Below are 11,943 nucleotides of genomic sequence, written 5' to 3' on the forward strand. Positions count from 1 at the left end.
GCTTAATCCCTGGTAATTACCGGTAGTTATTTGCAAAAACCGTAGATGTATCCATCTTTCCGGTGTATCGCCGAAATATCTTGAGGCTTGCAACTTTTGTATCCTTTCATCCCCAGAGGGTTGAATCCAAAGCTGCCCTTACTCCTAGGGGTGACTTTGCCTATGCCCAGTTTCTGGTGTCTCGCTATATCCCCAGTCATCCATCCTTTAACAGGCTTCAGTGGGTTGTGCCTAATAGGGTAACCGTACTTGTTGAGAGCCGCTTTCTGTCGTCCTCCCTGCCCTTTACAGGTAACAAATAGAGGTTGTAACGTCTTGAGATCTAAGTTTTCAATATTTCCTACACAAGCGGCGTCAATCCAGTGCTGCTTAGGTAGTCCTAGCCAAGTCCTGTTGTACTTAGTCTGCGCTCCTGTTCCAGTGACGACTACTTTAGTATCTTTCAATACCTTGACCAATTTGTTCCGAGTTGCGTTTACCGCTGCTGCATCCAATAATGGTTGTTTGGCTTTGGTTTTGATTTTTTGTAGTAGGCTGGGTTTCTTTTTTAGAAACTCTTCTATGGGCTTGTTTCCTTTGCGCTGATTACACTTTTCGCAAGCCAAACAGAGATTACTTACTCTGTTACTACCACCCTTTGATCTTGGGTGAATGTGCTCGATCTGTAGAGGGACATTTTGCCTCCCGCAATAAGTACATTCTCTCCCCCACTTTTCGAGTAAATACTCTCTGACTTCGTAGCCAGCTAACTCGCCTTGTTGGTACTCTACTCCACTGATTTCAGGGTTTAGCATTTTTTGAGTGTCAAACTTAACTCGTTCAATCCAGATTTCACAGACTGGGCAGAATTTAATTAATCGCTTAACCCAAGTTTCAGTTGTCAAAATCCTGTGTTCTAAACTAGGAGGAAGCCAGCCCTGTGGTCGTTTGCGGTTAAGGAATCTGGGCTTTCGGTAACGAGTGTTGCGATTACGTCTTCCGCGTCTGACAGCTCTTCTAGATTCCAGTTTTTTCTTGATCAATCCTCCTCTGTGTTCTAATTCCATTCCCCAAATAACTTGCCCGTCTCGAACCAGGGCGAACCCAGTAGTCTTGCTACCCGGGTCAATTTTTATTTGGCAAGGTGAGATAACTGGATTAGCGATCGCAGTCTTCAAGATGATTGTAAATGGATACATTCTAAAGACAGCTGCTTTTCCTTTTTCTAGCAGGCGGCGAGCCTTCTTTGGGTGAATAGGATTTAATGGTTGCTTGTTCACGTCAATAACAAAAACATAATTTTGCATCGTTAAATGCCTCAAGTTGGTAAGGTGTGCCTCGACAATGTTGTAAAAGCTTGTTGAGCTAACTACACGGTTGCCTTCGTCTTAATAGTTAGCGATAGAGCTACAAACTGGCGTTCATTTGTAGGTATCATGGCTTGAACAACGTAGTAAATGAATACTTAGTCTGCATCCTGGTTGGCAATTCCTGGAGTTACCGGAAATTACCAAGGCTTAGGCCAGGAGTCTATCATCAAAATCAACCAACCTATGCTAGGGTAACATTCCATGATGAAGACTCATTTCTCAAAGAAGTCATTGGCTCCTATTACGAAGAACTAGACTTAGCACCCATACCAAGAAGCCTGGATGAATTTGCTAGCCAGCTTCCCGAACTGCCTGATGGTGCGACTAAAAAAGCCATGTACGAACGGCTGCGCAACGAATATTATGGTCATCTCAATCAGTATCGCCATCTACTGGAAGCAAACTCCCATCGGGTATTGGATCGGGTTCCCAAGGAAGAAATACGCAACTATGTAGTTCATCAACAAGATGCCAATAGTGACTTCGCCGTTTTGGCAGTCAGAGAAGTAGAGATATTCTGTCCTTTCAGTAAATCCGAAGTCGAAAAGATTGCCTTGGTAGACATACCCGGTTTAGGGGACCTCAGAGTAGGGGATGAAACGCTGATGCTACAAACCCTAGGGGAGCGAGTGGATGTCGTTCTCTTTGTGCGGAGACCAGACCCTGTACGCTACGGCTGGGAAGCAAGAGATACAAAACTTTATGACACAGCCCAGAAAGCCCTGAATGACCTGCCAGACCGGTCTTTCATGGTAATCAATAAAATGAGCAGTGCTGATCAAGACAACTCTAAAGGCTGTGAAACCCTTAAAAGAACTATTCGCGAAAACCACATAGAGGTGGTTAATTGTGTAATCGCTGACTGTTCTAATCCTGACCAAGCAAATCAAGTTCTGGAGTTAATTCTAGACTACCTAGTTAACAACATTGAAGACCTCGACAGTAAATATGCCAAAGCTTACCAAGACCATATAGATATCCTCCACAGAGACTTAGACACTGATTTACAGAAAGCCAGTAAAGCCCTAGCTGGATTTGGGGATGAAGACCAGTTATTTGTGGAGCGATTCAAAGAGTTTAAAGAAGAACTATCTGACAGTCTTGAAAAATTCCTCAAAAAACTCAGAAAAAATCGGGAAACAGTTGATCCTTACTTTAAAGCGAAAGTCGATACTGTAATGAAAGCCTGCCAAAGTGACCCGGGAATTCCAGCACTAGAAGAAATTGAAAGACAACGCACAGACCGATTCGGAGGTTCTTACAGGTCTACCTACTACGGGTCGATTGCAGCGATGCGAGCGAACCTTTCAAAGCATTTCCTTTCCTTAAACGAAGGGCTCCAGCAGTCGGTGGATCAGCTCAAATCAGAAGTAACAAATGTGCTGGTAAACCTGAAAAAGGGGCACTTGGGGAATCTAACCAAAGAACGTGATGCCAAGTTTCTAGGGGTGATGACCGAGTTACTAGATAAGTATAACAATCAATTAGAGCTAGGATTCCGAACCCTTTGGGAGTCTCAAGTTTCCTATGAAGGATTAATTCTACACAGTATTCGACAGCATTTTGATGACGAACTTGAACCCGATCTAATCAACAACAACACCCTGAGCACTACAACTTCCGAGTCAGGAAAATCCCAAGTTGAAGAGTTTAATCAACAAGAAGTAAAAAATCGTCTAGAAGCGCTTCATCAGAAAGTGGTCATTAAATGTAAGCAAACCTTAGATCAGTGGTTAGCTGAGCCAAGCCAAGTCAGATACTTCATCATCGGAGAGTTTTTTGATCGCATTCACTATGCCAAAGATATGGAAGACCAGTGGCGGACTTTTCTAAGAAAGGAAGAAATTCGCTCGAAAGTATGGCCTGAGTTCCAAAGGCTAAAAGAACATAAACAAATTCAGGAGGAGTGGCAAAATTTGCTCCAAAAAGCAATCAGCAGCAACAAATTGGAATCTATGGAGTTTTTGAACTAACTTTGCGTAAGCTATCAGCCTGCTTGACTGACAAAAGTTGAAGTGGAAAGAGCGAAAAGTAAGAGTAGTCAGGGTGTGCATAAGGTTAACAAAAGTACACCGGCTCATCTGATTGACCCATGATGTGATGAGTTAAAATACAGAAAAAACTCTTGAGCAAGCAAACCCAAATGCAGATTAAGGTCGCAATACATCCAGCAGAAGAAGGTGGTTTTTGGGCAGAAGTACCCGCACTACCTGGCTGCATTACTGAGGGAGACACAATGGAAGAGGTTTTAGCAAATCTTCAAGATGCAATTGAAGGTTGGTTAGAAGTTGCCAGCAATTCCTATATTCCTGAACCAAACAGCAAAATTGTGGAAGTTACAGTATGAAATCTGTTTCTGGCAAAAAATTCTGTAAAATTGTTGAGAAAAAAGGATGGGTTTTGAGAAAAATTACAGGAAGCCATCATATTTATGAAAAGCCAGGAGATATACTAGATTAGTTTTTGCTAGCATGCCTATTACCTATTGCCTCTTGCCTATTACCTATTGCCTCTTGCCTATTACCTATTGCCTCTTGCCTCTTGCCTTCCTAAAATTGTAGAAACCTACAATGTCTATTACCTGTATAGTATGCGGTCATATCAATACTGGCAGTAACAACTACTGCACTAGTTGTGGTGCGGCTCTTGAGTTTGAAGACACTGTTAGTTCATCAGCCTACCATTTGCCTGCTGGCACACTCCTAAGGCAGAGTCATTATCGGATAGAAAAAGTCCTAGGAGAAGGGGGATTTGGCATTACCTACCAAGGAATTTACCTACCTAACTCTGCCAAGGTTGCCATCAAAGAACTCTGGCCATAAAAAGCAGCTAGGATTGGGAAAACCATTACTTGGCCCCCTTCTATTGCTCCGATTGACCGACAACGACAACTCCACAAATTTCAGTTAGAAGCCAGTTACTTACAAAAATGCCCCCACCCTAATATTGCTCAGGTTTATGATTGGTTTGAGGAGAATAATACTGCCTATTTAGTCATGGAGTTTATCTCTGGTAAGTCCTTATACAAAATCTTACAACAAGAAGGTGTTCTTTCGGAAGAGAAGCTCAAGGGCTATTTTATCCAAGTAGCAGAAGCGTTAAAAGTTGTTCACTCTAATCAACTATTACACAGAGATATTAAACCAGATAATATTCTAATTGATCACCAAGATCGAGCCGTATTGATTGATTTCGGTGCTACCAAAGAATTCATGGCCGGTCAAACCCGTGAAATGAGTGTAACCTTGTCACCAGGATACGCTCCTCTTGAGCAATACAGTTACCGGAGTAAGCGTTGGCCAGCTACGGACATCTATGCTCTATGTGCGTCAATGTATGAATTACTCACTGGTCAATTACCCGCTCAAGCTACGGAAAGGGCTGGATCAGAAACGTTAATTCCACCACGACAGTTAGCTGCTCAGATTACACCCCAAACTGAGCAGGTAATCTTAACTGGAATGAGAATGAAGGTAGAGGAGCGATTTCAGACAGCCGAGGAACTGATTGATGCCCTCAAAGGCAAGTTTGTTTCTCCCAGTCAAAGGAAAGCGTGGGGATTAGTTAAGCAAGGAAAGTTAGCAGAGGCGGTTCAAGCTTATCAACAGTGTCTAACTAATCAGCCCAACCATGGTGAAGCTGCGGTTGAACTAGCCCTAGTTCAGATCCATCTCAATGATGCTCAGGCTGAGGTAGCAGCACAAACAGCGATTCAACTACAACCAAATGATGGCAGGAGCTATGGGGTTTTAGGACTAGTCAACTGCCGTAAATCAAATTGGTCAACAGCGGTAAAACAGTTGCAAAAAGCAGCAGACTTAGCTCCCCAAGAGGTTTGGATACAAGCTAATCTAGCTTGGGCATGGGGAAAGCTTGGCAATTGGCAACAGGCAGAATCTGCTGTTTCCAAGGCACTGCAAATTGATAGTAACTGTACCTTTGCCCTAGGGTTACAAGCTTGGATTTATGTCAATCAACAGCAATGGAAACGAGCAATTCGTACTGCTACCCAGGCACTGTTCAAGTCAAAACAGGCTCAGTCTAGGGAATCCCAACAACTACAACAATGGATATATCCCTATTTAATCATTGCTTTGGAAAAGGCAGTTGTTACCAGACAGTCTAGGGACGTGGAGCGCCGGATTATAGAGTTTACCACTCAAGTCCCCGATAGTGCAGTTGCTTGGGGATTGAAAGGTTGGAAGCAAGCTGTGCAAGGGTTGTGGCCTGAGGCTCTTGCCAATTTTGAGCAAGCCAGCCAGAAAGCAGACGTTCCTAGCTGGGTATCCCTGAATCAAGGAATCACTCAGGAACACTTGCAGAATTCTCAGGGTGCTATCCAAACCTATCAAGCCTACATTCAGAAATTTCCATCTGATGCCTTTGCTTTATTCCGTCTAGGCACTTTACTAGGAAAAGTGGGACAATGGGCACAAGCACGCTCCTATCTGGAAAAAGCAGTGCAGTTAAAACCAGACTATGCTGAGGCTTACCACAACTTAGGTTGGGTTTTACTTAATATCAGAACTGTGGATGGTCAGGTTGAGAATTTTCGTCCCCTGTTGTCCGCCTATCGTCAAGCATCTGAGTTTTACCTGCAACAGTACCAATCGGAATTAGCTGGTGCAATTAGACAAGCCTTTCAAATAGCTGGGGTTGAGCTTTAGCTGAATTTCTGTAGCTTGAAGAACAATAGATAGCGTTTATCGCACTTATGATATAGTAGCGTTTATTGCATTTACGAGGTACGTTCTAAACCTCAAAGTCCCCCTTATTAAGGGGGATTTAGGGGGATCCATTTGTACCTCATGGGAGAGATAATTGCTATATCCCTCTTCTGTCACTTTCCGGTTTCTGCTATGATTAATAAATTCTAGAGCCAAGGTATACTCGGTGATATAGAGTGTTGCGATCGCATTTTGGTCAATTTCACACTCTCCAGAATTGCTACTCGGAAAAAATTACGCTATCGCTTGCCTGGCCTATACTCGGCAGACTCCGAAAAGGCAAGCCTTTTCGGAGAGTGACAGAACAGGGATATACACTATTCTTTGACTAGGGATCCCCCCTAACCCCCCTTAATAAGGGGGGGATATGATTCATGAAAATTGATAGATAAGATTAGATAATTTCTATACACGAGCGTAAAGAGTCTGTATCCATTCCCATTCTTGGGCTAAGCCTTGGGATAGGGATACCTGAGGTTGATAACTTAGCAAGGTTTTGGCCTTGGTAATGTCTGCTGCAGTGTGACGTGCATCTCCTTTGGCTTTTTCGATGTAGTTTTTCTTAATGGGATGTCCAACAATTTCTTCAATCGTGTCGAGAACATCCGCTAGCACCACTCGGCTACCACCACCAACGTTAAAGACTTCCCCAACAGCAGCTGGTGTGGTACCTGCAGCCAGATTCGCGGCTATGATGTCTTTGACAAAGGTGAAGTCTCGGGTTTGCTTTCCGTCACCATATATGCTAATGGCTTCATCCGTGAGAATGGCTTTTAGGAATTTGTGAAATGCCATGTCTGGGCGCTGCCTCGGTCCATATACGGTGAAATAGCGTAAGGCAGTAACGGGTACACCAAAGTTATGGTAATACAGTAAGCATAGGTGTTCTGCTGCTAGCTTGGTTACCCCATAGGGGGAAACCGGTTGGGGCAGAATTGTTTCAGATGTCGGTAGGGCTTCCGCATTACCATAAACTGAAGAGCTGGAAGCATAGACTAATCGGGTCAGATGCTTGGCATCTTTGGCGGCTTCGAGTAGGATTTGGGTAGCGTTAATATTGCGCTCGGTATAATCCCGAAAACCATCCCCCCAACTGGCACGAACTCCAGCTTGTGCTGCCTGATGATAAACTACCTTTACATCCGTTAGGAGCGATCGCCAATCAAGGGTCTGAATATCACTTTCGATTAACTCAAAAGCGGGATGCTCTTTAAAATTTTCAATATTCCGGCGCTTGAGGTTGGGATCGTAGTAATCGTTAAATTGATCAATACCAATCACTCGCTCACCTTGATTCAAAAGGGTTTCTACTAGGTGAGAACCGACAAAACCCGCAGCACCCGTAACGATATTAAGAGCCATAAATTTAAGATTTCAAACTATTGCCTAAGCTTTAGTTAGACTAGTTGATATGTAGATGTATATTAAATCTAGTCTGGCATACTATTTTAAATAGTTACAAATTTTTTTTTGGTAAAAATGGATTCAATACTTTGGTAAGCTCATAGAATAAGATAGACTATTCACCACAGAGTGTACAAAAAACGTGAAGATTTTGGTAATCGGCAATGGGGGAAGGGAGTACGCCCTTGCTTGGAAGCTACTGCAATCTCAAAGTATTCAGCAGGTCATATGTGTTCCTGGTAATGGTGGCACCGCTACACTAAGAGGTTGCCAAAATCTTTTATTAAACGTTCAAGATTTTGAAGCAATTGCTGAGTTTGCTCTGGTTAACGATATATCTCTAGTGGTGGTTGGTCCAGAACTGCCACTGTCCTTAGGTATTACAGACTATCTCCAAAGTAAAGATATCCCTGTGTTTGGTCCCACCCAGGAGGGAGCACAAATTGAGTCGAGTAAGTCTTGGGCAAAGGATTTGATGCAGTCGGCTGGTGTTCCTACCCCAAGTTTTGCTGTGTTTACGGAACCAGAACCAGCATTGGCTTATGTCAAAACCCAGGTAGCACCAATTGTGGTTAAAGCGGATGGCTTAGCAGCCGGTAAGGGAGTAACTGTTGCGGCTACGATAGACGAAGCCGAAACGGCTGTGGAGTCACTCTTTCAGAATGGGTTTGAGACGGTGGTCATTGAAGAGTGTGTCACCGGTGAAGAAGTTTCGGTTTTGGCTGTTACGGATGGCTTGACGGTTCGTCCCTTAGTACCAGCTCAAGACCATAAGCGAATTGGGGAAGGGGATACCGGTCCCAATACCGGAGGGATGGGAGCTTATGCTCCTGCACCGATTATTACCCCAGAGCTAAGCATACGGATTGAAAAGGAAATTCTTAATCCTACCCTTGAAGCTTTAAAGGTCAGAGGAATTGATTATCGAGGGGTTCTCTATGCAGGATTGATGATTACTCCAGAAGGAAACCCAACGGTTCTGGAATTTAATTGTCGCTTTGGGGATCCAGAAACTCAAGCTATCCTACCCTTGCTAGAAACTCCCCTAGATCAGGTGCTTCTGGCTTGTACCCAACAGCGACTGGCGGAATTACCAACTATTACCTGGAAACAAGGGGCTGCGGCTTGTGTGATTGCTGCCTCGAAAGGGTATCCGGGAGCTTACGAAAAGGGTAAGGTAATTACTGGTATTGAACAAGCTGAACAACATGGAGCAATAGTTTGCAGTGCTGGTACTACCCTGAAACAGAAGGAGCTAGTTACCAGTGGTGGTCGGGTTTTGGGGGTTACCGGCACCGGTAAAACAATAGCGCAAGCTTTATCAGTTGCTTATAGCGCTATGGATTGTATCCAGTTTGAAGGGATGTATTACCGTCGGGATATTGGTTATCGGGTTTTGCAGGATGAAGGCTGACTTGTATTGGTTGATTGTATGGGTTTTATTGATGCGATTAGCCCGAAGGGCTACGCTACGCGAACGCATTCGTAAGTTCTTGCTCCCATTGAGACCAGCAACAGGAGACCAGCAACAATCCCTCAACGGCTATTAATCATGGTCAACCCATTAAGGAATACTAATATCGCACACCACCCGAAAACCAATGTTGGCTTCGATATTGTCTGCCGGGATATAGCTGAAGCGGCAAGCCGAGCGGCATATCCCAGGAATGATATCCCAGGAACCACCGCGCAGAAGCCGGGAATGATGATCATACTCATTGATACTACTTAGCCAAGCACTACCATCAACGGGAGCGCTTAGGTAGTTTGGGTACCAATGGTCAGCACACCACTCCCAAACATTCCCATGCATGTCATACAAACCAAAGGAATTGGCTACACCAAAGCTACCTACACGAGTAGTTTGTTTTCGATATACCCCTTCTGGCTCAGAGCTGTATGTACAGTTGCCATCGTAATTGGCCACATTGGTAGTAATGGTTTCACCGAAGTGGAATGGCGTACTGGTACCAGCTCGACAGGCATATTCCCATTCCGCCTCACTCGGAAGCCGATAGTTTCGTCCAGTCAGCCTAGATAGTATAGCACAAAATTTCATCGCCTCATACCAAGATACCTTTTCCACTGGCAGAGTATCGCCTTTGAACTTAGAGGGCTGGGGGTTTAGGGAAGGGGAGACTTGGAATAAGGTTGCTACAGCCCGCCACTGGGCCTGGGTAACCGCAAACTTTCCCATGAAGAAGGGAGAGACTCTGACCCAATGCTGTGGACTTTCATCGTCGCTATGTCCCTTCTCAGTTTCTGGTGAACCCATGAGGAATCTTCCCCCAGGGATGTACACCATATCTAGCCCTACACCATTGCCTAAGTCTTCTGTGAAATATTGGGCTTGGTGACGGCGGCGCTTTTTAATTTCACTGTATTTATCTAGAGTTACCACATCGAAGTCAAAAGATTTTAGGGTGACTCCCTCGACTGCTGAGGGGTCGGAATTTTGGAATTGGTTAAAAAATCCAGCTACAGCTATTCCTAAACTGCCAAACCCCCCCACTTGACTTGATTGCGGTCTATTAACAGTAGAATCATCTGGTTTCTGGGATCGCCGTGGAGGATTAAGTTCGGAGTTGATTGCTTGTAACTTTTCCCAAAGAACCTGAGTATCCTTAGGACGTTGATAAACTCGCACCATCAAACTATCAAGAAAATCCGCTAACTCCGAAGAAATCTGTGGTGCATGGGATCGCCACATCAAGATATCATTGCCAGCATCATACAAATCTGAGGGTTCTTGCCCTGTCAGCAAATAAACAAATGTCCGTCCTAGAGCGTAGAAATCCGACTGGGGTACCGCTTGACCATGGATTTGTTCTAGGGGAGTATACCCAGGGGAAATCATACTGGTAACATTCCCAGCAGATTGTTTGAACATATAAGTGTCGGTAACTTGGCGCACTGTGCCAAAATCAATTAATACTAGTTGTCCATCTGGACGCAGGATAATATTAGAAGGTTTGATATCGCGATGGAAAAAGTTTTCCTGATGAACTGCTTGGAGAATATCAACGATTTGAAATAACCAATCCAAGGCTAATTTTTCATCAATGGGGCGATTTCCTCGCTTTTTTTGATACTCCTCTAAATTAAGCCCAGAGATTTTTTCCATGATCAAACAGTATAGGGGGGTTTGGTGGTTTCTGGGAAAGAAGGTGAAATTTTCCTCTCCTTTAGGAATACCTGGGTGATTGAGCTGAGTCAGAACTCTGGCTTCTTGCTCAAAAAGTTCCACAGCTTTCGGTTCATCGTTAATCAAAATTTTGAGAACCTTGGCAATTCCCTTGTGAGTCACCTCATAGATTCGTCCAAAGCCACCTTCTCCGAGTAACCGGCTGACCCGATAACGTCCCGCCAGCAATAACTCAGAACCGCAGCTTGAGCAGAATAGGTCCGTATCAGGGTTACCAGGCTGAGGACACTCAGGATTTATGCACAGGCTCATTGGGGTCAAAGATGGGTCGATATACTTGAAAGTTTAGCTTTAAGTTTGTGAATTACAAGTGTGAAGTAGAAATGCGTTCGCGTAGCGGCTCGTACCGAGCATCGCTTAGTGTGGTCTACGGCCAATCGCTTTTGGTATAGTCAAGGACAATAAGAAGCCTAAATATTACAACTTAATCGTTGGTCATTAATAATGCCACGAACAGATAGCTATGGGCAAGATAGCTATGGGCAAGATACTTATAGGCAAGTCTACAGACTAGATTGTCCGCAGCTCGATGCCGGGAAACCAGCACCTGCGGTTCTAACATCCCAGGAAAAGCGCGATCTATCGCGATCTATACAGTGATATCTATAACAGTGCGATCGCACTCCCATCCAATTGCTGATGAACCCTATATTTGACATCCTCCCATCGTTAAATCAAAGATTATAACGAGGGATTCCTAAACCTCACGATTTAGGTTTCTGCTTCAATGCAACAGCCTCCAACCTAAGCGGGGTTTTATGGTCTTACGTTCGCGACCCAGACTATCCCCGCAAGCCCTGCGGTTCTCACGTGTCGAGTTATTATAAAAGTCTTGATTTACTTTTTGATTCGAGGGTTGGCCTTCCATTGCCCTGTCATCTTTTCCCTAGAGACGAAACCTTAGGATAGTGGAGTCTTAATTAATAAATTTTCACCCTTCTCTGCATAACCTGCCAACCATAAAGACTCCACTATCCTTACGGTAACTTCAAAGTCTACCGATTTTGCTGCGCCGCCAGGTTACTGGACTTCGCTCGTATAGGCGCATCTGTTTCCATCGTCTCGGGTGGGTCATTAACCATCTCTATTCTAACCTATTTATTGTCAACTGTCCACGGACGCAATTCCTGAGGGTCAGAAGTTACCCCAGCGAGCAATCCCTCGCTGGGGCAGCCTTTATGGTTGGTCGGCTATGGGTAAAAGGGTTAAAACTTTATGATTAAGGCCAGAGACGAAACCTTAGGAGAGTGGAGCCTTT

Annotated in this window: 10 protein-coding genes; 7 read left to right on the forward strand and 3 right to left on the reverse strand. The window is 44.3% G+C overall.

Features of this window, described 5'->3' with window-relative positions:
- Nucleotides 1-26: 26 nt before the first annotated feature.
- Entirely contained in the window at nucleotides 27-1,286 is a 1,260-nt protein-coding gene (gene iscB, locus F6J94_RS08585) for an RNA-guided endonuclease IscB (protein ID WP_070391698.1), read from the reverse strand.
- A 134-nt stretch (nucleotides 1,287-1,420) separates the two neighbouring features.
- Here iscB and F6J94_RS08590 point away from each other — a divergent pair, with 134 nt between their 5' ends.
- The 5 genes from F6J94_RS08590 to F6J94_RS08610 all read left to right on the forward strand — a co-directional run bounded on the left by F6J94_RS08590 (nucleotide 1,421) and on the right by F6J94_RS08610 (nucleotide 6,016).
- The gene (locus F6J94_RS08590) at nucleotides 1,421-3,322 is read left to right on the forward strand and encodes a hypothetical protein (protein ID WP_293039058.1); all 1,902 of its coding nucleotides are present in this window, start codon (nucleotides 1,421-1,423) and stop codon (nucleotides 3,320-3,322) included.
- Nucleotides 3,323-3,492: 170 nt separating this feature from the next.
- Nucleotides 3,493-3,696 carry a type II toxin-antitoxin system HicB family antitoxin gene (locus F6J94_RS08595; protein ID WP_008182203.1) on the forward strand — a complete coding sequence of 68 codons (204 nt, stop codon included), beginning with the start codon at nucleotides 3,493-3,495 and terminating at the stop codon, nucleotides 3,694-3,696.
- Nucleotides 3,693-3,809, forward strand: coding sequence for a type II toxin-antitoxin system HicA family toxin (locus F6J94_RS08600; protein ID WP_229424272.1), 117 nt, complete (start codon nucleotides 3,693-3,695; stop codon nucleotides 3,807-3,809). Before F6J94_RS08595 ends, F6J94_RS08600 begins: the two co-directional genes overlap by 4 nt.
- Nucleotides 3,810-3,919: 110 nt before the next feature.
- A complete protein-coding gene (locus F6J94_RS08605; protein WP_293039067.1) occupies nucleotides 3,920-4,171 on the forward strand; it encodes a hypothetical protein in 252 nt (83 codons plus the stop codon).
- A gap of 51 nt (nucleotides 4,172-4,222) precedes the next feature.
- The gene (locus F6J94_RS08610; protein WP_293039082.1) at nucleotides 4,223-6,016 is read left to right on the forward strand and encodes a serine/threonine-protein kinase; all 1,794 of its coding nucleotides are present in this window, start codon (nucleotides 4,223-4,225) and stop codon (nucleotides 6,014-6,016) included.
- A gap of 465 nt (nucleotides 6,017-6,481) precedes the next feature.
- Here F6J94_RS08610 and F6J94_RS08615 read toward each other — a convergent pair whose 3' ends face one another.
- Entirely contained in the window at nucleotides 6,482-7,438 is a 957-nt protein-coding gene (locus F6J94_RS08615; protein ID WP_293039070.1) for an NAD-dependent epimerase/dehydratase family protein, read from the reverse strand.
- A gap of 184 nt (nucleotides 7,439-7,622) precedes the next feature.
- Between F6J94_RS08615 and purD the strand changes: the two genes are divergently transcribed.
- A complete protein-coding gene (gene purD, locus F6J94_RS08620) occupies nucleotides 7,623-8,894 on the forward strand; it encodes a phosphoribosylamine--glycine ligase (RefSeq protein WP_293039073.1) in 1,272 nt (423 codons plus the stop codon).
- A gap of 150 nt (nucleotides 8,895-9,044) precedes the next feature.
- Here purD and F6J94_RS08625 read toward each other — a convergent pair whose 3' ends face one another.
- Nucleotides 9,045-10,937: a bifunctional serine/threonine-protein kinase/formylglycine-generating enzyme family protein gene (locus tag F6J94_RS08625; protein WP_293019323.1), complete on the reverse strand. Its 1,893-nt coding sequence runs from the start codon at nucleotides 10,935-10,937 to the stop codon at nucleotides 9,045-9,047.
- Nucleotides 10,938-11,129: 192 nt separating this feature from the next.
- Between F6J94_RS08625 and F6J94_RS08630 the strand changes: the two genes are divergently transcribed.
- Nucleotides 11,130-11,285 (forward strand): hypothetical protein, encoded by a 156-nt coding sequence (locus tag F6J94_RS08630; protein WP_293039076.1) that lies wholly within the window; start codon nucleotides 11,130-11,132, stop codon nucleotides 11,283-11,285.
- Nucleotides 11,286-11,943 lie beyond the last annotated feature (658 nt).

This window comes from Moorena sp. SIO1F2 (assembly GCF_010672755.1).
In the GTDB taxonomy this organism is placed as follows: domain Bacteria; phylum Cyanobacteriota; class Cyanobacteriia; order Cyanobacteriales; family Coleofasciculaceae; genus Moorena.